We start from the raw sequence: 25,011 nt of genomic DNA on the forward strand, positions 1-25,011 counted from the left end.
TGGCTTTCCAAACACCCTGTTGAGTTCTCAAAGAACAACCACACACCATCCGAACCCCAAAGGGCCCCTCCGGAGGCAACCGCTCCAGCCCGCCACTCTCGCGCCAGGCACTTTTACTACGTTACCCGGTGGTTTCTGCCGTGTCAAACCGCTTTGCTGCGATCTGTCGACTTCGTCCACTATTGGGCATCACAACATCAACGACTGTCCGTCGCCTCCGTCGTGATTTCGGCAGACCGGCCGCTTGCGGTTTCCCGCTAGCGCGCCCGGCTCCTGCCGGCGGCTAACCTTACCCGGTCGGTTTCGCCTCACCAAATCCGCCTATCGGCGAGTCTGGGGCACCGCCCAAGCGAACAGTCCGGGCCATGAGGCTCGGTCAGTCCGAGAGGTTGCTTCCAGCGCTCCGGCCGCTCGGGGCGACCGCCCCGTTTCTGTCCGTTCCGCGCTGGCAGAGAGAAAGTTACGCGTCCGAGGGAGTTGCCGTCAAATCCGCCGGACGCGTCCCCGGTCACATCATCAGGATCTCGCTATTTTCGCAGCTCAACACCGGCGAAGGAACGCTTCCCCCGACGCAGGACCAGGTAGCGGCCGTGCAACAGGTCCGCCGGGGTGACGACCGCGTCGGTCGAGGACACCCGGTTGTTGTTCAGGTAGGCACCCCCCTCGGCGATCACCCGACGGGCCTCCTTGTTGCTCGGCACCAGACCAGACTCCTTGAGCAACCCGACCACGTCGGGCAGCTCGTCGAGGTGGACCAGGCCCGCCTCGGCCAGGGCGGCGCGCAGCGTCGCGGGTGCGAGTTCCGCCAGCGACCCCCGCCCGAACAACGCCTGGCTCGCGGCGACCACCTGGGCCATTTCCCGCTCGCCGTGCACCAGGGTGGTCAGCTCCTCGGCGAGCGCCCGCTGGGCGACGCGTGCAGCGGGTCGCTCCACGGCCTCCTTCTCCAGGGCCTCCAGTTCGGCCCGGGAACGGAAGCTGAAGTAGCGCAGGTAGCGGACGACGTCGCGATCATCCGCATTGACCCAGAACTGGTAGAACGCGTACGGACTGGTCAGCTCCGAGTCGAGCCAGATCGCCCCGCCCTCGGTCTTGCCGAACTTCGTACCGTCCGACTTGGTGACCAACGGCGTGGTGAACGCCTCCACCGGCCCCGCGCCCCGGCGACGGATGAAGTCGACGCCAGCGGTGATGTTGCCCCACTGGTCGGAGCCGCCGAACTGCAGCTGACACCCGTGGCGTCGGTGCAGTTCAAAGAAGTCGTTGGCCTGGAGCAGCTGGTAGCTGAACTCGGTGAAGCTGACCCCGCTCTCCAACCGGGCCCGGACCACCTCGCGCGCCAGCATCCGGTTGACCGGGAAGTGCTTGCCGACGTCCCGCAGGAACTCCACCACCGACATCTCGCCGGTCCAGTCCAGGTTGTTGACCAGCTGCGCCGCGTTCGCACCCTGGTACGACACGAAGGGGGCCAGCTGGTCCCGAATCCGGGCCACCCATCCGGCCACCACCTCGGGCGGGTTGAGAACCCGCTCGGCGCTCTCCTTCGGGTCGCCGATCTGCCCGGTCGCCCCGCCCACCAGCAGCAGCGGCCGGTGGCCGGCGAGCTGGAGCCGCCGGGCGGTGACGACCTGCATGAGGTGACCGACGTGCAGGCTCGGCGCGGTCGGGTCGAAGCCCACGTAGAAGGCCGCGCCCGGCCCGTCGAGCAACGCGCGCAGCTCGTCGAGGCCGGTGGAGTCCTGGATCAGGCCACGCCACCGCAGGTCATCGAAGAGTGTGTCCCGCTCTGCCGGCGGGGGGTTGGTGTCGGTCACAGTCTCCGATTCTCCCCCATGACCAGCCGGCACGGCGATCGGGATTACCGGCCCGCTATGCTGGCCGCCCCGCAATGACGAAGGGCTATGCCGTGGACGAGCCAGATCTGACCGGCGGCTTCGTCGGCCTGTTGGGATTGAACTACGAAGAGGTCAGCGCCGACCGGGTGATCCTCCGCTGGCAGGTCCGCCCCGAGCTACACCAGCCGTACGGCATCCAGCACGGCGGCGTCTACTGCTCGGCGGTCGAGACGGCGGCGAGCATCGGCGGGGCCACCTGGCTGGGCGACCGGGGGCAGGTCGTCGGCGTGTCGAACCAGACCGACTTCCTGCGCGCGGTCCGGTCGGGTGAACTGACCGCCGTTGGCACCCCGGTCCACCGCGGCCGTAGTCAGCAGCTGTGGCAGGTGGAGATCACCGATGACGGGGACCGGCTGGTGGCACGCGGCCAGGTCCGGCTGCAGAACCTGACGGCGACCGGATAGCCACAACCGGTGGCCCCCGCTATGCGGCGACGGGGAGGTCCAGCACGTACGCGTCGCCCTGCCGGCGGAAGCCGAGCCGGTGATAGTAGGGGGCGACCATGCCGGGCGGGGTGACGACCTGCCGGAACCCCTTGTCGGTGAAGAGGCGGCTACGCCGGTACACGAACTCGCCCGGGGTGAAGTCCCGGAACCGCTGGGTGACATAGTCGAGGTCGACCTGGGCCACCCCGCCCGGCTCCGCGTGCGCCAGCACCACCCCGACCACCTCGTCGGCCTTGACGACCAGGAACGCGGACCGCTGCTCGCTTCGGTGCCAGGTGAAGCCGGGGTTGAACCGGGCGATGTCGGCGGCGTGCACCCGCAGCGTGTGAGCCAGAAACTGGTCGTCGACGCCCACCTCGACCACCTGGTAGGTCGCGGCGTCGTGGCGGGTCGTCAGCATGCCACGCAGGTGCCACACATTGATGACAGCCAGCACGACGTTCAGGCCAACCATCGGCCACACCGGGACCGCCGCGTTGTAGCCGATCAACACGACGCACCCGACCAGGTTCAGGGCGCGCAGCCGGAGAACAGCGGTCTGCAGCAGCGACCAGACCAGCACCGCGGATCCGGTCCAGCCGATCAGTTCCAGCCAGTTCACCTCGGAGAGAGTAGTACCTCAGCTCCGCGCGGGTGCCGGGGCCGGGCCGGCGAGCTCCAGGATCCACTCCTGGACCTCCACGCCCCGCCCTGGGGCGTACCCCTGATCCTCGCCGGTGACGACGAAGCCGCACTTGCGTAGCACGGCGAGGGAGGCGCGGTTGTCCTTGGCCACGCGGGCGTGCACGGGCCGGCGGGGCAGCTCACCCAGGAGGACGACGAGCGCACCGGTCGCGTACCCCCGGCCCCAGCGACCCGGGTCGATCCAGTAGCTGACCTCGGTCCGTCCGTCGGCGGGGAAGGCGTTCACGTGGCCTACCACCTCATCGACGACCACCACCGTCCGCGACACCACCGTCGAGTCGGCGCGGATCCGCGCCCAGTGCGCGTCGAACGCGGTGCGGTCGGCGGGGTCGGCCGGGCCGAACGCCGCCATCCAGTTGGCCTCGGTGTCCTGCTGGTGGGTGAAGAAAGACGGAAGATCACTATCGAGTACGGGACGCAGGCGCAGATCGGTGGGCATCGCGCGATGGTAGCGCCGTTCGAGGCTGCCCCGGCGGGGGACCAATGGCCCCCGGCTCGGGCCGACCGCCCCTGATTGGGCGGCTACCGGACCGGCAGGCTGAGGGTGAGCCAGCTGAAGGAGGCAGACATCATGACGAGAAACGCCGGAGCCCCGGTCGTGGTGGGCGTGGACGGTTCCGCCGCCGCGCTGGACGCCGTCCGGGTAGCGGTGCGCGAGGCGGAGTCGCGGCAGCGCCCGCTCCGGGTGGTGCACGCCTTCATCTGGCCGTTGACCGGTGCCCCGTTGACCCCGGTTCCCGGCGCCCCGGTCACCGCCGGGCTACGCAACCAGGCCGAACAGTACGTGCGGGAAGCGGTGGAACAGGCCCGCAAGATCTCCCCCGAGCTGCGGATCACCGGCGTCGTGGTGGACGGTGCGCCGACCCCGGTGCTGGTCGAGGAGGCGCAGGAGGCGGTGCTGACGGTGCTCGGCCACCGGGGTCTGGGCGGCTTCGCCGGGCTGCTACTCGGCTCGGTCACCGTGCAGGTCGCTGCCCGGGCGAAGGGCCCGGTACTGGTCGTCCGCGGCGAGCCGCGGGCGGACGGCCCGGTCGTGGTGGGTGTGGACGGTTCGCCGCTGTCCACCGCGGCAGTCGCCTTCGCGTTCGAGGAAGCGACCCGCCGGGACACTCCGCTGCTCGCCCTGCACGCCTGGCTCTTTCCCACCCCGGTCGGACCGGGGGACATCCTGCCCCTGGTCTACGACCTGGACGCCGTCGAGGGCGAGGAGGAGCGGACCCTCGCCGAGTCGCTCGCCGGCTTCGCCGAACTGTATCCGCAGGTGCAGGTGCGGCACCGGGTCGTACGTGGCTCGCCGGCCCGGGTGCTGGTGGAGGCGTCGAAGGGCGCGCAGCTGGTGGTCGTCGGCGCACACGGGCGTGGCGCCCTCGGCGGGCTGCTGCTCGGCTCGGTCAGCCACGCCGTCCTGCACCACGGGCACAGCCCACTGGCCATCGTCCGGCACCCCGCCGGATGACCGCACCGGCGCGGTGAGCGGCTACGTACCGGTGTGGACCACGCCCTGACAGCCGCCGCTGACGTCGTTGCCGGTAACCGGGTCAGCCACGCCGGCCCGGGGGACAATAGGTTCGATCGAGCCTGAAAGAGGTGCTGATGAACCGAGCCGTGGTGGTAGGGGTGGATGGCTCGCCGCCGAGCCTGGTGGCGGCGGAGCACGCCGCCCGCGCCGCGATGCGGCGATCGCGTCCGCTGCACCTGGTGCACGGCTACCTGCACCCGTCCGGGTACGGGGTTCCCATCAACCCGTACGAGTTCGGAGTTCCGGCCCCGAACGACGACGCGCAGTCGATGCTGGACCGGGCCGCGACCGAACTGGCCGACCGCTGGCCCACGCTGACCATCCACGCGCGGCAGGTCGCCGGCGGGCCGGGAGCCACGCTGATTGAGGAGTCCCGCCGGGCGGAGCTGGTCGTGGTGGGTAGCCGGGGGCACGGCGGCTTCGCCGGGCTGCTGCTCGGCGCGGTCGGTTCGCAGGTCGCGGCGCACGCGCACTGCCCGGTACTGGTGGTCCGGCCCACCGAGAAGCCGATCGGGGCGGGCGGACCGGTGCTAGTCGCGGTGGACGGGTCGGAGTCGGCGGAGGTGGCGGTCGGGCAGTCCGCCGACGAGGCCACCCGGCAGCAGACCGAGCTGGTGCTGGTGCACGTGCACACCCCCGGTGCGACCGACGCCACGAAGGTGCTGGACACCGCGGTGGCGTCGGCCCGCGGCAGCCATCCGGGGCTGACCGTGACCGCCCGACAGCTACGGGCGGAGAAGCCGGACCAGGCACTGATCGACGCGAGCCGGGACGCTGCCCTGATCGTCGTCGGGAGCCGAGGGCGAGGCGGATTCACCGGGATGGTGCTCGGCTCGGTCAGCCAGTCCCTGGTGCAGCACGCCCACTGCCCGGTGCTGGTGGCGCACGCGTACGGCCGAGGACGCTGACCGGTTGGCCTTCAGACCCACGAGAGGAAGCGGCGATAGAGGTCGGATGCTTTATTGACCTGCGAAAGTTGTGCATCCGCCTCGGCCAGTAGTGCGCTCAGATAGACACGCAGCGCAACCAGGTTGTCGCGGTACTCGATCAGAAGGGCGGCCCGGGCCGACTGGCAGGGCCACTCGGCCCGGCAGGTGCCGCAACCCCACAGGGGACGCATGGGTAGGTGTGGCCGGTCGGCGACGTGGTCGCCCGGTTCTGGGCGTGGGACCTTCGGGCTGGTCGTCATCGCAGCACCCGGAGCACGATGGCGGCCACAATGATCGCCAGGATGAGCGCCGCGATCAGTTGGTGCCGGGTGGTGGCTGACGGCGGGGGCGTGTTTGGCGGCCTCGACCGCACCCGGTCGCCGTCGGGCAACGGCGGCGTGCCGTACGGGTCGGGATGGGCGCGCCGGTCGGCGGGCGGGGTGTCGTCGGCCATCACAGCCTCCTCAGCCCGTTGAGCACAGCCTCAAGGATATCGATACCCGGGTGCGAGGTGTAGTACACCCGCGCACGACCCACGGCACGACCGTGAGCCCCGGCACTCAGCAGCTGCCCTGAATCCTTTTCCGGCCCCGCATCCTTCGGTCCGTTGTGGTTGATCGAATAAGTGGGAGCGGTCCCGGTGATCCCAACTGGTAGCTGTTCGGCTGTGGCTGGCAAAGCAGACTCCCGGACGTGAGTGGATGTTGATGGACCGCTCCCACACCCGCTGGATATGGGAGCGGTCCGACAGCACCTCCGGCGGGCTCGGACACCTCCACCGGCTTGCGCCGTCTACGAAGCACCATGGCGGAGGGTTGTGGCGCAGCAACACCGCGTAGCACTATGTGCTCAGAACATCTGGGACGAACACAATGGGGTCTGGAATGAACCGTGTCGTACAGATTGCAATGGCCGAGGCGGGCGAAACCGCCGACAGCATCGCTGCTCAGGTTGGAGTTGACCCGAAGACCGTTGCCCGTTGGGTAACCCAGGGACGGATCCCACAGACGCGGCACCGTGCCCAGGTAGCCGAGATCCTCAAGCGGGACGTATTGGATCTCTGGCCGGACGCCCAGAGGCGCAAGGAGCCCGTCTGGTTCCGACCGTGGGCCGAAGTCGAACGAGACGCCGTAGGGCTACGGTGGTTTGAGTCGGCTGTGCTGCCTGGGCTGCTACAAACCGAGGAGTACGCCCGCGCCGTCCTCAGCAGCGGCCCCCTGGTCAACGATGTGGAGAACTACCTCGGCAACCGACTGCAGCGGCAGGCCGCCGTGTTCGAGCGTCCCCGACGGCCGCTGTCCGTTTTCGTGATCGACGAGGCCGCTCTGCGCCGTGGCACACGAGACATCATGGAGCCTCAGCTTGATCACCTCATGATGATGGCCCAACAACCCAACATCATGGTGCACGTACTACCGCTTGACGCCGGCCTACACCCAGGGCAAGCCGGACCGTTTGTCATCGCCACCTCACCGGACGGTGATGATATCGGCTACGTGGACGACCAGGCCGCAGGCCGCATCACCAAGGACGTTGCGATGCTGTGGGCGGTCTGGGATACCGTAAGGTCGGTTGCGCTTCCGCGTAGCCAAACCATCGATTTCCTGGGAGCGCGATCATGGTTGACCTGAGCAGCGCCCAGTGGCGCAAGAGCACCCGTAGCAGCTCCAATGGCGGGGCATGTGTCGAGGTCGCCGACAACCTTGCCGGCATCGTCGGCGTCCGGGACAGCAAGGACCCGACCGGACCAGCACTGGTCTTCGGGCCGGCAGCATGGCGGGCATTCATCGCGCGGCTCCCCGAACAGCACTGACCCACCATCAGCGCGAAGGCCCGGCCCGTGCGAGCCGGGCCTTCGCACCAGTGTCCTGAGTCGTTTGGTTCGGCTGCGGTATGTGGCGAGGTGGGTGCGCTGAACCCGCTGCCGTTCAGGTCCAGCCCTCAACCTGCTGCGACGCGGATACCGAGACCGACCAGGATCGCACCGGTCAGCCGGTCGAGCGCCCGGCGCGCCCGCAGGGTACGCAGCAGCCGGGCCGCCGTGCCCGAGACGACGGTCCAGCCGGCGAGCCAGCAGGTGTGCAGCACCGCGTGCGCCGAGGCCAGTATCAGCATCGGGATCAGCACCGAGCGGTGCGGGTCAAGGAACTGCGGGGCAAGGGTTAGATACACGGCGGCAGCCTTGGGATTGAGCACGTTGCCGAGCAGCCCCTGCAGGTACGGGTGGTGCCCGCGCCACGGCAGCCGCCGAGGCCGACGGGTGGACAGGTCGTCCAGCGTGGCCGAGTCGGTCGGGTGCCGGCGAGGGTTCGCCGACCAGAGCAGCCAGAGACCGAGCCCGACCAAATAGCCAGCGCCAACCAGCTTCACCATCCAGAACGCCTGCGACGAGCGCAGCACCAGCGCGGCGAGACCGACGGCAGCGAGAGTCGCGTGCACGTAGATCCCGGTGACCGTACCCACGATCACCCACCAACCCTGCCGGCGCCCACCGGCGGCGACCCGTGCTACGACCAGGGTGAGGCTGGTCCCGGGCGTCATGGTGATCGGTGCGAGGGCAACCAGGAAGCCGAGTACGGAGATCCCCTGCATACTCAGACCACCACCCGGTAGTGGGTGGTCAGCAGCCCCTCGTCGTCGTAGACGTGGAAGGCCACCCCGGGCGGCTGCCGCAAGTCGACCAGCGGCCCGTCGCCCTCCCAGGGCAGCCGGAGCGTGGAGACGACGCCGGGCGCGATCCGCAGTGGCCGACCGGCGAAGGTGCTCGCGGCGGCGGTGTGGAAGTGCCCGGTCAGTACCGCGACGACCTGCGGATGGGCGGCCAGCAGTTCGGCCAGCGGCTCGGCGGGAAGCAGCCGTATCGAATCGATGACGGGGTGGTGTAGTTCGACCGGCGGATGGTGGAAGGAGACGAAGACCGGTGTCCCAGCCGGCACCGAGCCGAGTTGATCGGCGAGCCAGTCCATGGTCTCCGCGTCGAGGTGACCGTCGCCCCTACCCGGAATCGACGAGTCCGCGAGCAGGAAGACCGCGCCGGCGAGGTCGATTCGGGTGTTGATCGGGCCGCTGCCGCCAGCCTCGTCACCGAGCAGGCCCTTGCGGTACGCGTCGCGGACATCGTGGTTACCGGGACAGACCAGGACAGGTAGTGGTGACGAGAAGAGCTTCGCGGCGGTCCGGTACTCGGCCACCTCGCCGTGGTCGGCGATGTCCCCGCTGATCAGGATCGCGTCAACCGGTCGCGGCAGGGCGTGCAGGTAATCCATCACCCGGGCGGTCCGTTCGGCCGACCGGGGATGACTGTCGACGTGCGTGTCACTGAGGTGCGCGATGACGAGCAAGACGTCCCCCTAATGGTTTTCTCCATCTCAAACATTAGGGACGCTACACTCGATCAAGCCAGGCACGTCAAGCAGATTCCAGAGAAGGTCCGATGCCACAGCAACTCACGCTCGCTCTGGTCAGCACCATCCGGCACGACGGCACCGGAGGCGTCACAGATGACCTCGCCGACGTCGCCGGGCTGACAACCTGGCTCCGGAAGCACGCCGATCAGCTACGGGAGCACGCCGCCGAACCCGGGCCGTACGCCAGCACGTCCGACGAGCGACTCCGCCTCGACGTGGTCGCGCTGCGACGCGCCGTGCGTACCCTGTTCGCGCATGCGGTCCATCCCGGGCCACCGAGCCGGGCCGACTCCTCAACACTGCTACCCGTGCCGGACGCCATCGATCAACTCAACCAGGCCGCCGGCCGGCTGCCGGTCCGGCCCATACTGAACTGGCCGGACGAGTCGACACCGACAGTCGCCTGGCGCTGCGCACCAGGCGACGCCCGAATGCGACTCACGGCGGCGCTGGCCCGGGCCGCAATCGAGTTCCTCGCCAGCCCGGCCCGGGCCCAACTGCTCGCCTGCCCGGCGCCACGCTGCGTGCGTTACTTCGTCAAGGAACATCCGCGCCAGGCGTGGTGCAAGCCGTCCTGCGGCAACCGCGCCCGCGTGTCCCGGCACTACCAGCGCCACGCCGCTAACCCGTCGGACCACCCCAGCTGAGTCATCTCCGCGATAAGCGGGGCGACCTGTTGGCCGTGCCCGCGTTAGGCAGCGGTACGACGGCTCGGTCATCGGCGCCGTCTACTTTCGGCGCTCGGTTACGCGGGGCGACCGACCGGCGGCGGTAATCACCGCACGGTGGGCCCGCCATGGCCGTCCTGGTGCTGGCCTCGAAGCTGACATACGGACCTGGATCGAGGCATGGAACACCCACCCGAGACCGTTCGTCGGGACCAGAACCGCAGACGAGATCCTCAACAGCCTCGCCACATACTGCAGCCGAATGAGCGACTCAGGTGCAGATCACCGCAGTCCACCAGCAAGAGCACCCGTAGCAGCTCCAATGGCGGGGCATGTGTCGAGGTCGCCGACAACCTTTCCGGCGTCGTCGGCATCCGGGACAGCAAGGACCCGACCGGACCAGCTCTGGTGTTCGGGCCGGTGGCATGGCAGGCGTTCGTCGCGCGGCTCCCCGGGCAGCACTGACCCACCGTCAACGCGAAGGCCCGACTCGCAGGGAGTCGGGCCTTCGCGCTAGAAGCTTCAGCTACTGTGGGCGCCCTCGGACAAGGGCCCAGAGCCCGCCGGTACAAATCACCGCGGTCCACCAGAAGGCCTTGGCCAGTGGCGAAGCCTTGCGAATCACGGTTGACATCACGTCACCTCCTCGCCTCCACAACCCCATGGAGGCTATCGGGCGCAACGTCTCCGATCGATCGACCATCCGGCGGTCCCGGGGCCCCGAACGGCCCACCTCCCCGTACCGTTCTTCGGCTCGACATGCACCATGTTGAGCCGCTGCTAACCCAGATCGATGCGGCCCTCCGGCGGCGCTACCAGGCGAAGCTGCTCAGGCACCGGGGTGAGCGGAGCGTCGCCGGGGGACGTGGCGGCGGTAGGTGCTGACGGTCGGGTCACCGGCGACCCAGAACCGCCACGGCACGTCGTGCGCCCCGGTGACGCCGACCCGGGGCCCGGCCGCTATCGCCGCTTCCGGCATTGGTTCGCGGGGTGGACGCAGCCGGATCGGGCCGTCGCCGAGCAGGTACTGCCCGTACGCCGACCGGCCGACGTCCAGTGCGACGCAGAGCCGGGCCGGCCCCCGGGCAAGGTCGCGGTCGGATCGCGCCGTCTGACGGCGGGACCGGGCCGGGGCGTGGCCGGCGACCACTTCCCCCGCCCGCACCAGCACCGCCGCGGCCTCCCCCTCCGACCCGGTCACCACGTTCAAGGCCCAGTGAATCCCGTACGTGAAGTAGACATAGACGTGCCCGGATGGGCCGAACATCGCCGCGTTGCGCGGAGTGCGCCCCCGGTTGGCGTGCGAGGCCGGGTCCTGGGCGGTGCCCGCGTACGCCTCGACCTCGGTGATCCGCACGGTGACCCCGCCCGCGGAAAGGCGGGCGCCGAGCAGGCCGCGCGCCGCCGGTACGACCGGTCCGCCGAGCAGGACGGCTAGTCGCGCGAGATCATCCACGGCTGCGACCCTATCCCGGGGTGATGCGGGTCGCCAGAGCTATGGATTAGGTCAGCCTTACCTTAGAGTCGATGCTCGTGACTTCCGCATCCGCCCTGTTCCCGGCCGTGCAGGTGCCGTTCGTCCGCAACCTGGCAACGCATGGCGAACGCACCGCGATCGTCACCCGGGACGGGGAGATCTCGTACACCGACCTCGCCGCCCGGGTCGCGCGAACCGCCGAGCAGCTTGGCGTGGGGCGACGGCTCGTGCTGGTCGTCGGCGCGAACACGGTCGACTCGCTGGTGGCGTACCTGGCCGCGATGCACGCGGGTCACCCGGTCCTGTTGGTGCCCGACGACCGGGCCTCGGCGCTCGCCGGCCTGATCGAGGCGTACGACCCGGACGTGCTGGTCAGCGGCGCCGAAGAGGGCTGGCGGATCGAGCACCGCCGCGCCACCTCCCGGCATGATCTGCACCCCGACCTGGCCCTGCTGCTCTCCACCTCCGGGTCGACCGGCTCCCCGAAGCTGGTCCGGCTCTCCCGCACCAACCTGCAGGCCAACGCGGAGGCGATCGGCGAGTACCTGGGCATCCGCGACACCGACCGGGCGGCCACCAGCCTGCCACTGCACTACTGCTACGGCCTGTCGGTGGTCAACAGCCACCTGGCCCGAGGCGCCGCGCTGGTGTTGACCGACCTGTCGGTCGCCGACACCTGCTTCTGGGAGCTGTTCCGGGAGGCCCGGGCCACCACCCTCGCCGGAGTGCCGTACACCTTCGACCTGCTGGACCGGGTCGGCTTCGCCGCCATGGACCTGCCACACCTGCGCTACGTCACCCAGGCCGGTGGTCGACTCGCACCGGAGCGGGTACGTCACTACGCCGAGCTGGGTCGGGGCGCGGGCTGGGACTTCTTCGTCATGTACGGGCAGACCGAGGCGACCGCGCGGATGGCGTACCTCCCGCCGGACCTCGCCCTGGACCACCCGGCGGCGATCGGAGTGCCGGTGCCCGGCGGCGACTTCCGGCTCGCCCCGGTCGCCGACCATCCGGACCCGGAGGTCGGCGAGCTGGTCTACGCCGGCCCGAACGTCATGCTCGGCTACGCCCACTCTCCCGCCGATCTGGCGCTGGGCCGCACCGTGGACGAGCTGCACACCGGCGACCTGGCTCGGCGTACCGCAGCCGGAGTGTGGGAGATCGTCGGCCGCCGCAGCCAGTTCGCCAAGATTCTCGGGCTACGGGTTGACCCGCAGCAGATCGAGGCGCTGCTGTCCGCGCACGATGTCACCGCCAGCTGCGTCGGCGGTGACGACGAACTGATCGTGGCGACCGCCGGCGCCGAAGACCCACGCCGGGTGCGCCGCCTGGTCGCCGGGGAGGTGGGGCTGCCGCCTCGGGCCGTGCGGGTGCTCCCCCTGGCCGAGTTGCCCCGGCTCGCCTCCGGCAAACCCGACCTGGCGACGCTGCGTGGGCTCGCCGCCGAGAGCTCGCCACCGCCGGCGGCGCCGGCCGGCGACCTCTGCACGCTGTATGCGGAGGTGCTCGACCGCACCGACGTCACGCCGGATCGCAGCTTCGTCGACCTCGGCGGGGACTCCCTGTCGTACGTCGAGATGTCGGTGCGGTTGGAGCGGGAGCTGGGTGGCCTGCCGGCGAACTGGCACACCCTGCCGATCGCGGACCTGCGCCGATCCACCGCGGCTCCCGGAAACGCTTCCCGGCCACGCCGGCGGCGTTCGCTGGAGACCAGTGTGGCGCTGCGGGCGGCGGCGATCGTGCTGATCGTCGGCTCCCACATCCCGATGTTCACCATCACCGGTGGGGCACACCTACTGCTCGCGGTAGCCGGCTTCAACTTCGCCCGGTTCCAGCTCACCACCGCCGGGCGGGGAGAGCGACTGCGGCAGATCGGCCTCAGCCTGCTGCGCATCGTGCTGCCCACGATGGCGTGGATCGGTGCGGTGATGCTGGTCGACGACCAGTACCGACTGAGCACCCTACTGCTGGTCAACAGCATTCTGCGGCCCGATGACGCCACCCACGGCTGGCACTTCTGGTTTATCGAGGCGGTGGTCTACCTCCTGGTGGCGCTGGCCGCGCTCCTCGGCCTGCGCCGGGTCGACCGCTGGGAGCGGCGGTACCCGTTCGCGCTTCCGCTGGGGCTGACCGCGGTCGCGCTGCTCGGCCGGTACGACGTCTTCGGCCTCGACGCGGCCCACGACCTGCCGGCGGCGCTCGTGGCCGGCTGGCTGTTCACGCTCGGCTGGGCGACCGCCCGAGCCGACGGGGTACGGCAGCGGCTGGTGGTCACGCTCGCCGCGATGGCCACCGTGCCGGGCTTCTTCGGGGAGCCGGCCCGCGAAGCCCTGATCGTAGCCGGCTTCGCATTACTGACCTGGCTGCCGACCGTGCCCAGCCTGGGCGTGCTGAACAAGGTGGCCGGGGTGCTCGCCGGTAGCTCGCTCTACATCTACGTGACCCACTGGCAGGTCTACCCGCACCTGCGGGAGCTGCCGTTGGTCGCCCTCACCGCGTCGCTCGCGCTCGGCATCGCGTACGCCGCGCTGGTCGGCCGCGTCTGGCGTTGGGCTACCGCCCGCCGTCCGGCCCTACTGCGCTGACGCTGCGCGACGGGCGGGGCGGTCCGCTTCGCGGACCGCCCCGCCCGTCGATGAACTGGTCAGGTGAACCGGTCAGCGGGGAACGACCTGCTCGGCGGCCCACTCCCGCCAACCCGCGAGCTGGTCGGCGGCGGCGGCGAGCTGCTCGGCGACCGGGCCCGGGCCGGTGGAGCCCGGGGTGGTGCGGGCGGAGAGCGCGCTCTGGACCGACAGCACGTCCCGCACCGACGGGTCGAGGTGCTCGCTGACCGCGGCGAGGTCGTCGTCGGAGACCTCGTCGAGCGCGCAGTCCCGGGCCACGCAGAGCGCCACCAACCGTCCGGTGATCTCGTGCGCCTCGCGGAACGGCACCCCGCGGCGGACCAGCCAGTCCGCCACCTCGGTGGCGAGCGAGAAGCCCTCCGGCGCGGCGGCGACCAACCGGTCGGCCCGTACCGTCATCGTGGAGATCATCCCCGCGAGGGCCGGCAGGAGCAGCTCCAGCGTGTCCACCGCGTCGAAGGCGGGCTCCTTGTCCTCCTGCATGTCCCGGTCGTAGGTCATCGGCAGGCCCTTGAGCATGGTGAGTACGCCCACCAGGCCCCCGACGAGCCGGCCGGACTTACCTCGGGCCAACTCGGCGATGTCCGCGTTCTTCTTCTGCGGCATGATCGACGAGCCGGTGGCGAAGGCGTCATCCAGCTCCACCCAACCGAACTCCGGCGACGTCCAGAGCACCACCTCCTCGCCGAGGCGGGACAGGTGCACGCCGACCAGCGCGGTGGTGAAGAGGAACTCGGCGACGAAGTCGCGGTCGGCGACGGCGTCCATCGAGTTGGCGAAGGACGTACGGAAGCCCAGTTCCCGGGCGACCGCCACCGGGTCCAGCGGCAGGCCGGAGCCGGCAAGCGCACCGGCGCCGAGCGGACTGATCGCGGTGCGGTGGTCCCAGTCGCGCAGCCGCTGTAGGTCGCGCAGCAGCGGCTGCACATGGGCGAGTAGCCAGTGCCCGAAGGTGACCGGCTGGGCGGGCTGCAGGTGGGTCATGCCCGGCGTCGCGGTGTCCACGTGCCGCCCGGCCTGCTCGACCAACGCCTCGGCCAGCTCCACCAGCCGCGCGGCCACGCCCCGGGCGTGGTCCCGCAGGTAGAGCCGCAGGTCCGTGGCGACCTGGTCGTTGCGGGAACGGCCGGCCCGCAGCTTGCCGCCGAGCCGGCCGAGCCGCTCCAGCAGCCCCCGCTCCAGGGCGGTGTGCACGTCCTCGTCGTCGATGGTGGGCCGGAACGTGCCGGCGGCGCAGGCGGCCTCCAGGTCGTCCAGGGCCGCCAGGATCTGCCCCAGCTCCTCGGCGTCCAGCAGGCCGGCACCGGCCAGGACCCGGGCGTGCGCCCGGGACCCCGCGAGGTCGTAGGGGGCGAGCCGCCAGTCGAACTGCACGCTCACCGACAGCCGGGCGAGTGCCTCGGCCGGGCCGCCGGCGAAGCGGGCTCCCCACAGGCTGGTCCGGTTGGTGGCTGCGCTCACTGCGCCCCACCCAACCGGGCGTCCCGCTCCGCCGACATCTTGCTGGGCAGGCCCCAGAGCTGCACAAACCCCTTGGCCAGGGACTGGTCGAAGGTGTCACCGGTGTCGTAGGTGGCCATGCCGAAGTCGTACAGGCTGGCCTCGGACCGCCGGCCGGTGGCGGTGACCCGGCCGGAGTGCAGGGTGAGCCGTACCTCGCCGGAGACGTGCTGCTGCGAGTCGTCGACGAAGGCGTCCAGCGCGTCCTTCAGCGGGGAGAACCACAGGCCGTCGTAGACCAGCTCGCCCCAGCGCTGGTCCACGCTCCGCTTGAACCGGGCCAGGTCACGCTCGACGGTGACCGCCTCCAGCTCCTGGTGTGCGGTGATCAGTGCGATCGCGCCCGGCGCCTCGTACACCTCGCGGCTCTTGATCCCGACGAGCCGGTCCTCGACCATGTCCAGCCGGCCGACGCCCTGGGCGCCGGCCCGCCGGTTCAGCTCCACGATCGCCTGGTACGGGGTAACCGTCTCCCCGTCGATCGCGACCGGGTTGCCGGCGTCGAAGGTGATGACGACCTCGTCGGCGTCCCGCGGCTGGGCCGGGTCGGCGGTGTAGGAGTACAGGTCCTCGATCGGCGGGTTCCAGATGTCCTCCAGGAAGCCGGTCTCGACGGCCCGGCCCCACAGGTTCTGGTCGATCGAGTAGGGCGACTTCGCCGACACGTCGATCGGCAGCCCCTTCTCCTCGGCGAACGCGATCGCCTTGTCCCGGGTCCAGGCGTAGTCCCGGGCCGGCGCGACGATCCGCAGGTCCGGGGCGAGCGCCCCCAGGCCGACCTCGAAGCGCACCTGGTCGTTGCCCTTGCCGGTGCAGCCGTGCGACACGATGGTGCCGCCGTGCTTGCGGGCCGCGGTCACCAGGTGCTTGACGATCAGCGGCCGGGACAGGGCCGAGACCAGCGGGTACCGGCCCTGGTAGAGGGAGTTGGCCCGGACCGCGGGCAGGCAGTACTCGGCGGCGAACTCGTCGCGCGCGTCGACCACCTCGGACTCCGCGGCCCCACAGTCGAGCGCCCGCTGCCGGATCACCTCCAGGTCCTCACCGCCCTGCCCGACGTCGACCGCCACGGCGATCACCTCGGCGCCGGTCTGCTCGGCCAGGTACGGGATCGCCACGGAGGTGTCCAGCCCTCCGGAGTACGCCAGAACGACCCGCTCAGTCATGATGTGGTGCTCCTTTCAACGTTGTCTTCGCGGCGGGCCCAGCCGGCGAGTTGGTCGCCGAGCGCGGCTCCGCCGTCGGCCGCGCGGGCCACGACGAGGATGGTGTCGTCGCCGGCGATCGTGCCGACGACCTCGGGCAGGCCGGCGCGGTCCAACGCGCTGGCCAGGTACTGGGCCGCACCCGGTGGGGTACGGAGCACGGCGATGTTGCCGCTGGCGTCCACCCCGTTGAGCAGCTCACGCAGCAGGCGCACCAGACGCGCCGGCGCGGTCTCGGCCTCCCGCAACGGCCGCTGGCCGTCCTCCGGGATCAGGTAGACCCCGCGGCCGTCGCCACCACGCACGGTGACCGCGCCGAGTTCCTTGAGGTCGCGGGAGAGGGTCGCCTGGGTGGCCTGGATGCCCTCCCCCGCCAGCAGGTCGCCCAGCTCGGTCTGCGAGTGGATCGCCTTGTCCCGGATCAGTTCGACGATGCGGGCGTGCCGGGCGGCGCGGGTCAGCGGGGCGGTCATGCGCTCGGCCTGGTGGTGCTGCCGGATGCTGGCGCGTCCGGGGTCCCGAGGAGGAACGTCAGCAGCGCCTTCTGGGCGTGCAGCCGGTTCTCCGCCTGGTCGAAGACGGCGCTGCGCGGGCCGTCGAGCACCTCGTCGGTGATCTCGTCGCCGCGGTGCGCGGGCAGGCAGTGCAGCACGATCGCGTGCGGCGCGGCGTGTGCGAGCAGCGCGGTGTTGACCTGGTACGGCCGGAACGGGGTGACCCGGTCCAGCCCGTCGGACTCCTGCCCCATCGAGGTCCAGGTGTCGGTGGCGACGGCGTCGGCGTCGCGGACCGCCGCCACCGGGTCGGTGCCGGTACGCACCGACCCGCCGGTGCCGGCGGCGATCTTCTCCGCCCGGGCCAGCACCGCCGGGTCCGGGCTGAACCCGGCCGGCCCGGCGATCCGGACGTGCATGCCGGCGGCGGCGCCGGCCAGCAGGTACGAGTGGCACATGTTGTTCGCCGTGTCGCCCAGGTACGCCAGCGTCCGCCCGGCGGTACCGCCGAGGTGCTCGCGGATGGTGAGCAGGTCGGCCAGGAGCTGGCACGGGTGGTACGTGTCGGTGAGCGCGTTGACCACCGGCACGGTCGCGTGCGCGGCGATCTCGGCGATCCGCTCGTCCCCGTGGGTCCGCAGCACGATCGCCGCCACGTAGCGGGAGAGCACCCGTCCGGCGTCGGCGAGGGTCTCGCCCCGGCCGAGGTGGGTCACCTGGCTGTCCACCACCAGCGAATGTCCGCCCAACTCGGCGATGCCGACGTCGAAGGACATCCGGGTCCGCAGGCTCGGCTTGTCGAAGAGCACCGCCACCGCTCGCGGGCCGGCCAGGGGGCGGTACCCGAAGCGGTCCGCCTTCATCCCGGCGGCCAGGTCGAGCACGGTCGCCTGCTCGGCGGGGGTGAGGTCGTCGTCCCGCAGGAAGTGCCGGATCATGCCCTGGCCTCCGTCGTGGTTGGGGTGGTAGGGGTCGAAATTCTGGCCGGTTGGGCCGGCGGGCTGGGGTTGCCCCGGGCCGTTGACCGGGGTCCGGCGCCCGGGGTCGAGTCGGCGGCGGCGGCGCTGGTCGCGTCGAGGGCCGCCGGGATCGAGCTGGCAGCGTCGAGGGCCGCCGGCAGGGCCGCCAGGAAGGCGTCGGCCTGGTCGGCGGTGAGAATCAGCGGTGGGGCGAGCCGGATGACACCCGGCTGCACCGCGTTGGCCAGGAAGCCCGCCTCCCGCAGCGCCTCGACGGCGACCGCCGCGACCGGCGTGGTCAGCACGATCCCGAGCAGCAGGCCGGCGCCCCGTACCTCGGCGACCAGGGGATGGTGGAGCGCCTGGACGCCCCGGCGGAGCTGATCCCCGACCCGCTCGACGTGGTCGAGTAGCCCGGTGCCGGCGATCGTGGACAGCACCGCCAGCCCGGCGGCGCAGCTGATCGGGTTCCCCCCGAAGGTGGTGCCGTGGGAGCCGGGGCGCAGCAGGTCGGCCGTGGGGCCGAAGGCGATGCAGGCGCCGAGCGGCAGGCCGCCGCCGAGGCCCTTGGCGAGCGTCACCACGTCCGGTTCGATGCCCTCGGCCTGGTGGGCGAACCAGTGCCCGGTACGGCCGATCCCGGTCTGCACCTCGTCGAGCACCAGCAGGGCGCCGTGCTCGGCGGTGATCCGGCGGGCCTCGGCGAGGTAGCCGGCCGGCGGTACGACGATGCCGTTCTCCCCCTGGATCGGCTCCAGGATCACCATCGCGGTCGCGTCGGTGACAGCCGCCGCCAGCGCGGCGCTGTCGCCGTAGTCGACGTGGGTGACGGTGGTGGGCAGCGGACGGAACGGGTCGGCCTTGGCCGGCTGGCCGGTGAGGGCCAGCGCCCCCATGGTGCGGCCGTGGAAGCCGCCCCGGGTCGCGACGACCTCGGTCCGCCCGGTGAGCCGGGAGATCTTGAACGCCGTCTCGTTCGCTTCGGCGCCCGAGTTGGCGAAGAAGACCCGTCCCGGTCGGCCGGCGAGGGCGAGCAGCAGCTCGGCCAGGGCCACCGGCGGCTCGGCGGCGTACAGGTTCGACACGTGTCCCAGCGTGGCGACCTGCTTGGAGACGGCGGAGACCACCGCCGGGTGGGCGTGGCCCAGGGTGTTGACGGCGATGCCGCCGAGCAGGTCCACGTACTCCCGGCCGGTGTCGTCGACCACCACGGCGCCAGCGCCGCCGACCAGTGCGAGCGGCGGGGTGCCGTAGCTGTCCATCATGGACTCTTGCCAGCGGTCACGGAGCGGGCTCATCCGGGAATCACCATGGTTCCGAAGCCTTCCGAGGTAAAGATCTCCAGCAGGGTCGAGTGCGCGACCCGCCCGTCCACGACGTGCGCGGCGGGTACGCCCCCGCGCACCGCCCGCAGGCACGCCTCCATCTTGGGAACCATCCCCGACTCCAGGGACGGCAGCAGCTTCTCCAGCTCCTTCGCGGTGACCTCGCCGACCAGGCTGGACCGGTCCGGCCAGTTGGCGTACAGCCCCGGCACATCGGTCAGGACGACCAGCTTGCGCGCCCGCAGCGCGACCGCCAACGCCGCCGCGGCGGTGTCCGCGTTCAGGTTGTGCGGCACGCCGTCCGCATCCGGGGCCACCGTCGAGAGCACCGGAATCCGGCCGGCCTCGAGCAGGTCGGTCACCACCGAGATGTCCGCCGACTCCACATCGCCGACCTGGCCGATGTCGACCGGCAGCCCGTTGACGTACGCCGGGCGTCGGACCGCGGTGAACAGACCCGCATCCTCGCCGGAGAGCCCCATCGCGAACGGACCGTGCGCGTTGATCAGCCCGACCAGTTCCCGGCCGACCTGCCCCAGGAGCACCATCCGGGCCACGTCCATCACCTCGGGCGTGGTGACCCGCAGCCCGCCCCGGAACTCACTGTCGATGCCGAGGCGGTCCAGCATCGCCGAGATCTGCGGTCCGCCACCGTGCACCACGACCGGCTTCAGGCCGGCGTAACGGAGAAAGACCATGTCCGCGGCGAACGCCCGCCGCAGCTCCGGATCAGTCATGGCGTTGCCGCCGTACTTGACCACGACGGTCGAGCCGGCGAACCGGGCCAGCCACGGCAGCGCCTCGATCAGCGTGGCGGCCTTGGCCTGGGCGCCGGTGAGATCCGCGGTGATGCTCATGCCCGAACCTGCCTTCCGTCTCCGGTCTCGGTGCCGCACCACGCGGCGATCCCCGTGCTCACGACGAGTACGCCGAGTTCTCGTGCACGTACCCGTGTGACAGGTCGTTGGTCCAGATCGTCGCCGCGGCCGCGCCCGCCCCCAGGTCGATGCAGATCGTCACGTCCATGCCCCCGAGGTCGACCTTGGACCGGTCCTCGGCGGCGGCGCCGCCCCGGCACACCCACACCCCGTTCACGGCCACATCGACCCGCTCCGGCTCGAACGCCGCAGCGGTGGTGCCGACGGCGGCGAGGATGCGCCCCCAGTTCGGGTCGTTACCGAACAACGCGGTCTTGACCAGGTTGTTCCGGGCCACGCTCCGGCCCACCTCGACGGCGTCGTCCTCGCTCGCCGCGCCGACCACCTCGATCGTGATCTGCTTGGTGGCGCCCTCGGCGTCGGCGACGAGCTGCTGCGCGAGGTCGTGCGCGACGGCGGTGACCACGGCGGTCAGCTCGGCCTCGGTGGGCGCGACGCCGCTCGCACCGCTGGCCAGCAGCAGCACCGTGTCGTTGGTGGACATGCACCCGTCCGAGTCGACCCGGTCGAAGGTGACCCGGCAGGCGGCCCGCAGCGCCGCGTCCAGGGTCTGCGGGTCGGCGACCGCGTCGGTGGTGAGCACGCTGAGCATCGTGGCCATCGCCGGCGCAAGCATGCCCGCGCCCTTGGCCATCCCACCGACGGTGAAGCCCGTACCGTGACCGACCGCGTTCTTCGGCCGGGAGTCGGTGGTCATGATGGCCTCGGCGGCGGCCGGTCCGCCGTCCTGGCGCAACGCCTCGACCGCCGTAGCGACCCCGGGCAGGAGCCGGTCCATGGGCAGCCGCTCGCCGATCAGACCGGTGGAGCAGACGGCCACCTCGCCCGCGCCGAGGGCCAGCCCGGGGGCGACGGCGGTCAGTGCCGCCGCGGTGTGCTCCGCGGTGGCGTGGGTGTCCTGGAAGCCACCGGGACCGGTGCAGGCGTTGGCGCCGCCCGAGTTGAGGATCACGGCGCGGACCAGACCGCCCCCGACGACCTGCTGGGTCCAGAGCACCGGCGCGGCCTTCACCCGGTTGGCGGTGAAGACACCGGCCGCCCCGGCGTGCGGGCCGTCGTTGACGACCAGGGCGACGTCGGCCGCCCCGCCCTCCTTGAGCCCGGCGGACACCCCGGCCGCCCGGAATCCACGGGGAGTGGTGACGCTCACGGGGTGACCCCCCAGACGGACAGGCCGGTGGCCTCCGGCAGGCCGAGCATGATGTTGGCGTTCTGCACCGCCTGGCCGGCCGCGCCCCGCCCGAGGTTGTCCAGGCCGCTGACCACGATCAGCCGTCCGGCGTCAACGTCAACGGTCGCCTGCAGGTGGCAGGAGTTGGAGCCGAGGGTCGCGGCGGTGTGTGGCCACCGTCCCTCGGGCAGCACGTGCACGAAGGGCGCGTCCGCGTACGCCTCGGCGAGCACCGCCTGCGGGTCGACCTCCCGTACGGGCACGGCGGTGACGGTCGCGAGGATCCCCCGTGGCATCGGTGCCAACACCGGGGTGAACGACAGGCTGGTCGCCCCGGTCGCCTGCTTGATCTCCGGAACGTGCTGGTGCGCACCGACCCGGTACGGCGACAGGTCCCCCATGACCTCGCTGGCGAGCAGGTGCGCCTTGGCGGCGCGGCCGGCGCCCGAGGTCCCGGAGGCGGCCACCACCACCACGTCGGCGGGCTGGGCCGCACCAGCGGCGATCAGCGGGGCGAGCGCCAGGATGATGGCGCTGGCGTAGCAGCCGGGGTTGGCCACCCGGGTCGCGGCGGCGATCCGCTCGCGCTGACCCGGTAGCTCGGGCAGGCCGTAGGTCCACTGCCCGGCGTGGGTGCCGCCGTAGTAGTTGGCCCAGGCGTACGGGTCGGCCAGCCGGTGATCAGCACCGAGGTCGACCACGCGCACCTCCGGCGGCAACTGCGCGGCCAGCGCCGCCGACTCGCCGTGCGGCAGCGCCAGGAAGACCAGGTCGGCATCGGCCAGGGCCGCCGGGTCGGTCTTGGCCAGCACCAGATCCAGCCCGGTCAGCTGCGGGTGCACGGTGTCCAGCCGGTGCCCGGCCTGGCTGTGCGCGGTGGCAGCGACCAGGTCGAACTCCGGGTGCCCGGCGATCAGGCGCAGCAGTTCACCCCCGGCGTAACCGCTCGCCCCAGCGACCGCAACTCGGATCCCCATACCTACCTCCGTATGACAATGCAGGGAAGGTTAACAGTGACTGCATGATCATACAAAGCAGTGCATGGTGATGAGGCTATGTTCTGGATCACCGTCCGCTACCCACCGGAAGGGCCCGCGTCGCGATACGCGACGCGGGCCCTTCAGCGGAAAGCGGGAAGCGGCGAGGTCTGCCCTCACACGCCGCGGAGAGTAGCGCCGAAGCGCTCCGCGGCGCAGGCCACCGCCGCGTCCCGCGCCGCGACCGCCTCCTCCACCGTCAACGTCCGGTCCGGCGCCCGGAAGATCAGCTGGTACGCCAACGACCGACGACCCGCGCCGAGCTGCGCACCGACGTACACGTCGAAGAGCCGAACCGACTCCAACAGCGCACCGGCCCCCGCCACCAGCGCCCCCTGCACCTCGGCCACCGGCACGTCGACCTCGACCACCAGCGCCACATCGATCAGGGCGGGCGGGAAGGACGAGAGCACCGGGGCCTGCCGCACCGGGGCCGCCGGAACCGCGTCCAGGTCCAGCTCCATCGCGGCCGTACGGCGGGGCAGCTCCAGCTCGGCGACCACCGCCGGATGCAGCTCGCCCGCGAACCCGACCGCCACGCCATCCACCACCAGAGACGCACAGCGCCCGGGGTGCCAGGGGGCGTGCTCCACGGCTCGCACGGTCACCCGGTCCGCGGGAATGCCAGCGGCGGCGAGCACCGACCGGGCCGCCGCGACCGCATCCGCCCAGCCGGCCGGGCGTCCCTCGCCCCACCAGCCACCCGGCTCGACCTCACCGGCGAGCACCACGGCGACATGCCGCGGCTGCTCCGGCAACACCGCGTCGGCGGCGGCGAACTCCGCGTCCGACGGCCGGTGCTCCACCCCCATCGCCGGCGGAGAACCGGCCGCCGCCCGCGGATGGAAGACCGTACCGATCTCGTACAGCGCGAGGTCCCGCTGGCCTCGGCCCAGGTTCCGTCGGAGCGCCCCGAGCAGCGGGCCGAGCAACGTCGTCCGCAGCGCCGGCTCCTCCTCCGACAGTGGGTTGGCCAGCCGCACCGCCCGCCGCCGGGCATCATCGGCCGGCAGGCCCAGCTGGTCAGCCAGCTCGACCGACACGAACGGCGCCGAGAGCACCTCCACGTACCCCTGGTCGGCGAGCATCCTGGCCACCGCCCGCTGGCGCCGCTGCTGCCAGGTCAGGCCCCGGCCGGCGGGGGCCACCGGCAGCACCGCCGGCACCCGGTCGTAGCCGTCGAGGCGAACCACCTCCTCGACCAGGTCGGCCGGGTCGGTCAGGTCCGGCCGCCAGGTCGGCGGAGTAACCAGGAACGACACCGCGCCACCGGCGGCGACGCCCACCGCACCCGGATCCGCGGCGAGCCGATCCGGGCCGGTCACGACCGTGCAGCCGACCTCGGTGAGCAGGGCAGCCACCCGGTCCGGCGAGTAGGCCACCCCGACCCGTCGAGCTGGCAGATCCGCCGGCAGGACCACCGGGGTCGGCGCCGACACATGATCGATATCGAGGATCTCCGCACCGGCCGCGCCGCCGCCATGCTCCACCAGCAGCCGCACCGCCCGCTCGACGGCGACCAACGGCAGGGCCGGGTCAACACCCCGCTCCCACCGCTTGGCCGCCGCGCTGAACAGCCGGTGCCGGCGGGCCGTGCGCCCCACCATCACCGGATCCCAGTGGGCGGCCTCGAACAACACGTTGTTGGTCTCCGCGACTACCTCGCTGCTCTCCCCGCCCATCACGGCGGCGAGCGAGATCGGCACACCGGCGTCCGCGCCAGCAGCCGGGTCCGGGTTCGGCAACCCGGCGTCACAGATCACCATGTCCTCGGCGACCAGCGTGCGCGCCACCCCGTCCAGGGTGGTCAACCGCTCCCCCGCCACCGCCCGGCGGACCACCAGCGAGCCGGTGATCCGGTCGGCGTCGAAGGCGTGCATCGGCTGGCCCAGCTCGAGCATCACATAGTTGGTGATGTCGACCGGCAGCGAGAGGCTGCGGATACCGGCGGTGGTGAGCCGCTGGACCATCCAGGCCGGCGACGGCGCGGCCGGGTTGACACCGCGTACCATCCGCGCCGCGAACCGGTCACAGCCGACCGGATCCCGCACCTCCACCGGGTACGCGGGCGCCTCGGTGCCGGCCGGGGCGGACGCGAGCCCCGGGTCCCGGAACGCCACCCCGAAGGCGTGCGACAACTCCCGGGCGATCCCCCGCACCGACATCTGGTAACCCCGGTCCGGGGTCAGCTCCACCTCGACCACCACGTCGTCGAGGCCCACCACGGGGCGGGCGTCGTCACCCGGCTTGGCGGGGCTGGAGTCGGGCAGCACGATGATGCCGGCGTGGTCGTCGCCCAGGCCCAACTCCTTCACCGAGCAGATCATGCCCCTGGAGTTGCGCCCGTACGTCCGGCGCGCCCCGATCGCGAAGTCTCCGGGCAGCACCCCGCCGGGGAGGATCACCACCACCCGGTCGCCGACCGCGAAGTTACGCGCCCCGCAAACGATCTCCTGCAACTCGCCGGTGCCGTTGGCGTCCCCCACGTCCACCCGGCAGAAGCGGATCGGCTTCTTGAAGCCGGTCAGCTCCTCAATCTCCCGCACCTCGCCGACGACCAGCGGCCCGGTGACCGTAGCGGCCAGGTCCACGACGGACTCCACCTCGAGACCGAGGCCGACCAGGGACTGCTCAAGGTCGGCCGGGGTCAGGTGCGCCGGCAGGTCAACGTACTCACGCAGCCAACTGACAGAAACTCGCATGACTCAGATCACCGTCTTCGTAACTCGT

At 71.4% G+C, this 25,011-nt stretch carries 25 protein-coding genes; 8 read left to right on the forward strand and 17 right to left on the reverse strand.

All coding sequences use genetic code 11. The features are described 5' to 3' along the window. Window positions 1-527: 527 nt before the first annotated feature. Entirely contained in the window at window positions 528-1,814 is a 1,287-nt protein-coding gene (gene tyrS, locus H0524_RS14480) for a tyrosine--tRNA ligase (protein WP_180199111.1), read from the reverse strand. 74 nt (window positions 1,815-1,888) lie between these two features. On the opposite strand from tyrS, the gene H0524_RS14485 reads away from it, so the two are divergent. Further along, complete coding sequence (locus H0524_RS14485; protein WP_180199112.1) at window positions 1,889-2,299, forward strand: PaaI family thioesterase; 411 nt, start codon at window positions 1,889-1,891, stop codon at window positions 2,297-2,299. Between the two features lie 19 nt (window positions 2,300-2,318). Here the strand turns inward: H0524_RS14485 and H0524_RS14490 are convergent, their stop codons facing one another. Both H0524_RS14490 and H0524_RS14495 read right to left on the reverse strand, forming a co-directional pair. Then, entirely contained in the window at window positions 2,319-2,942 is a 624-nt protein-coding gene (locus H0524_RS14490) for a hypothetical protein (protein ID WP_180199113.1), read from the reverse strand. 18 nt (window positions 2,943-2,960) lie between these two features. Further along, window positions 2,961-3,464, reverse strand: coding sequence for a GNAT family N-acetyltransferase (locus H0524_RS14495; protein WP_180199114.1), 504 nt, complete (start codon window positions 3,462-3,464; stop codon window positions 2,961-2,963). A gap of 132 nt (window positions 3,465-3,596) precedes the next feature. Between H0524_RS14495 and H0524_RS14500 the strand changes: the two genes are divergently transcribed. Then, complete coding sequence (locus tag H0524_RS14500; RefSeq protein ID WP_180199115.1) at window positions 3,597-4,481, forward strand: universal stress protein; 885 nt, start codon at window positions 3,597-3,599, stop codon at window positions 4,479-4,481. A 131-nt stretch (window positions 4,482-4,612) separates the two neighbouring features. Further along, window positions 4,613-5,452 (forward strand): universal stress protein, encoded by an 840-nt coding sequence (locus H0524_RS14505; protein ID WP_180199116.1) that lies wholly within the window; start codon window positions 4,613-4,615, stop codon window positions 5,450-5,452. 11 nt (window positions 5,453-5,463) lie between these two features. Here the strand turns inward: H0524_RS14505 and H0524_RS14510 are convergent, their stop codons facing one another. Further along, window positions 5,464-5,733, reverse strand: a complete 270-nt coding sequence (locus H0524_RS14510) for a flavin reductase (protein ID WP_180199117.1) — start codon at window positions 5,731-5,733, stop codon at window positions 5,464-5,466. Next, complete coding sequence (locus tag H0524_RS14515) at window positions 5,730-5,927, reverse strand: hypothetical protein (protein WP_180199118.1); 198 nt, start codon at window positions 5,925-5,927, stop codon at window positions 5,730-5,732. The genes H0524_RS14510 and H0524_RS14515 overlap by 4 nt, the downstream gene beginning before the upstream one ends. Window positions 5,928-6,357: 430 nt before the next feature. Here H0524_RS14515 and H0524_RS14520 point away from each other — a divergent pair, with 430 nt between their 5' ends. Continuing rightward, window positions 6,358-7,104: a Scr1 family TA system antitoxin-like transcriptional regulator gene (locus tag H0524_RS14520; RefSeq protein ID WP_180199119.1), complete on the forward strand. Its 747-nt coding sequence runs from the start codon at window positions 6,358-6,360 to the stop codon at window positions 7,102-7,104. Continuing rightward, complete coding sequence (locus tag H0524_RS14525; RefSeq protein WP_180199120.1) at window positions 7,092-7,286, forward strand: DUF397 domain-containing protein; 195 nt, start codon at window positions 7,092-7,094, stop codon at window positions 7,284-7,286. Before H0524_RS14520 ends, H0524_RS14525 begins: the two co-directional genes overlap by 13 nt. Before the next feature lie 128 nt (window positions 7,287-7,414). Here H0524_RS14525 and H0524_RS14530 read toward each other — a convergent pair whose 3' ends face one another. Further along, window positions 7,415-8,065, reverse strand: a complete 651-nt coding sequence (locus H0524_RS14530; protein ID WP_180199121.1) for a LysE family translocator — start codon at window positions 8,063-8,065, stop codon at window positions 7,415-7,417. Window positions 8,066-8,067: 2 nt separating this feature from the next. Beyond that, window positions 8,068-8,814, reverse strand: a complete 747-nt coding sequence (locus H0524_RS14535; protein ID WP_180199122.1) for a metallophosphoesterase — start codon at window positions 8,812-8,814, stop codon at window positions 8,068-8,070. A gap of 92 nt (window positions 8,815-8,906) precedes the next feature. Between H0524_RS14535 and H0524_RS14540 the strand changes: the two genes are divergently transcribed. Then, complete coding sequence (locus tag H0524_RS14540; protein WP_180199123.1) at window positions 8,907-9,527, forward strand: ABATE domain-containing protein; 621 nt, start codon at window positions 8,907-8,909, stop codon at window positions 9,525-9,527. Window positions 9,528-9,800: 273 nt separating this feature from the next. Further along, window positions 9,801-10,013 (forward strand): DUF397 domain-containing protein, encoded by a 213-nt coding sequence (locus H0524_RS14545; protein WP_180199256.1) that lies wholly within the window; start codon window positions 9,801-9,803, stop codon window positions 10,011-10,013. A gap of 364 nt (window positions 10,014-10,377) precedes the next feature. On the opposite strand, the gene H0524_RS14550 is transcribed toward H0524_RS14545, so the two are convergent. Beyond that, window positions 10,378-11,004 (reverse strand): DNA-3-methyladenine glycosylase, encoded by a 627-nt coding sequence (locus H0524_RS14550; RefSeq protein ID WP_180199124.1) that lies wholly within the window; start codon window positions 11,002-11,004, stop codon window positions 10,378-10,380. 71 nt (window positions 11,005-11,075) lie between these two features. Here H0524_RS14550 and H0524_RS14555 point away from each other — a divergent pair, with 71 nt between their 5' ends. After that, window positions 11,076-13,610, forward strand: a complete 2,535-nt coding sequence (locus tag H0524_RS14555) for an AMP-binding protein (protein ID WP_180199125.1) — start codon at window positions 11,076-11,078, stop codon at window positions 13,608-13,610. Window positions 13,611-13,682: 72 nt separating this feature from the next. On the opposite strand, the gene argH is transcribed toward H0524_RS14555, so the two are convergent. The 9 genes from argH to pheT form a co-directional block, all read right to left on the reverse strand. Further along, on the reverse strand, window positions 13,683-15,113 hold the full coding sequence (gene argH, locus H0524_RS14560; protein ID WP_180199126.1) for an argininosuccinate lyase: 1,431 nt from the start codon (window positions 15,111-15,113) through the stop codon (window positions 13,683-13,685). Further along, window positions 15,110-16,318, reverse strand: coding sequence for an argininosuccinate synthase (locus tag H0524_RS14565; protein ID WP_180199127.1), 1,209 nt, complete (start codon window positions 16,316-16,318; stop codon window positions 15,110-15,112). The genes argH and H0524_RS14565 overlap by 4 nt, the downstream gene beginning before the upstream one ends. Then, window positions 16,315-16,830: an arginine repressor gene (locus H0524_RS14570; protein ID WP_180199128.1), complete on the reverse strand. Its 516-nt coding sequence runs from the start codon at window positions 16,828-16,830 to the stop codon at window positions 16,315-16,317. Before H0524_RS14570 ends, H0524_RS14565 begins: the two co-directional genes overlap by 4 nt. Then, window positions 16,827-17,789 (reverse strand): ornithine carbamoyltransferase, encoded by a 963-nt coding sequence (gene argF / locus H0524_RS14575; RefSeq protein ID WP_018725705.1) that lies wholly within the window; start codon window positions 17,787-17,789, stop codon window positions 16,827-16,829. Before argF ends, H0524_RS14570 begins: the two co-directional genes overlap by 4 nt. Beyond that, a complete protein-coding gene (locus tag H0524_RS14580) occupies window positions 17,786-19,108 on the reverse strand; it encodes an acetylornithine transaminase (RefSeq protein ID WP_180199129.1) in 1,323 nt (440 codons plus the stop codon). Before H0524_RS14580 ends, argF begins: the two co-directional genes overlap by 4 nt. Further along, window positions 19,105-19,992, reverse strand: coding sequence for an acetylglutamate kinase (gene argB / locus H0524_RS14585; protein WP_180199130.1), 888 nt, complete (start codon window positions 19,990-19,992; stop codon window positions 19,105-19,107). Before argB ends, H0524_RS14580 begins: the two co-directional genes overlap by 4 nt. 58 nt (window positions 19,993-20,050) lie before the next feature. Beyond that, complete coding sequence (gene argJ / locus H0524_RS14590; protein WP_180199131.1) at window positions 20,051-21,223, reverse strand: bifunctional glutamate N-acetyltransferase/amino-acid acetyltransferase ArgJ; 1,173 nt, start codon at window positions 21,221-21,223, stop codon at window positions 20,051-20,053. Then, complete coding sequence (gene argC / locus H0524_RS14595) at window positions 21,220-22,221, reverse strand: N-acetyl-gamma-glutamyl-phosphate reductase (RefSeq protein ID WP_018725701.1); 1,002 nt, start codon at window positions 22,219-22,221, stop codon at window positions 21,220-21,222. The genes argJ and argC overlap by 4 nt, the downstream gene beginning before the upstream one ends. Before the next feature lie 176 nt (window positions 22,222-22,397). Continuing rightward, complete coding sequence (gene pheT / locus H0524_RS14600; RefSeq protein ID WP_180199132.1) at window positions 22,398-24,983, reverse strand: phenylalanine--tRNA ligase subunit beta; 2,586 nt, start codon at window positions 24,981-24,983, stop codon at window positions 22,398-22,400. Between the last annotated feature and the right edge of the window lie 28 nt (window positions 24,984-25,011).

The sequence above is a fragment of the Salinispora sp. H7-4 genome (assembly GCF_013416675.1).
GTDB classification, from domain to species: domain Bacteria; phylum Actinomycetota; class Actinomycetes; order Mycobacteriales; family Micromonosporaceae; genus Micromonospora; species Micromonospora vitiensis.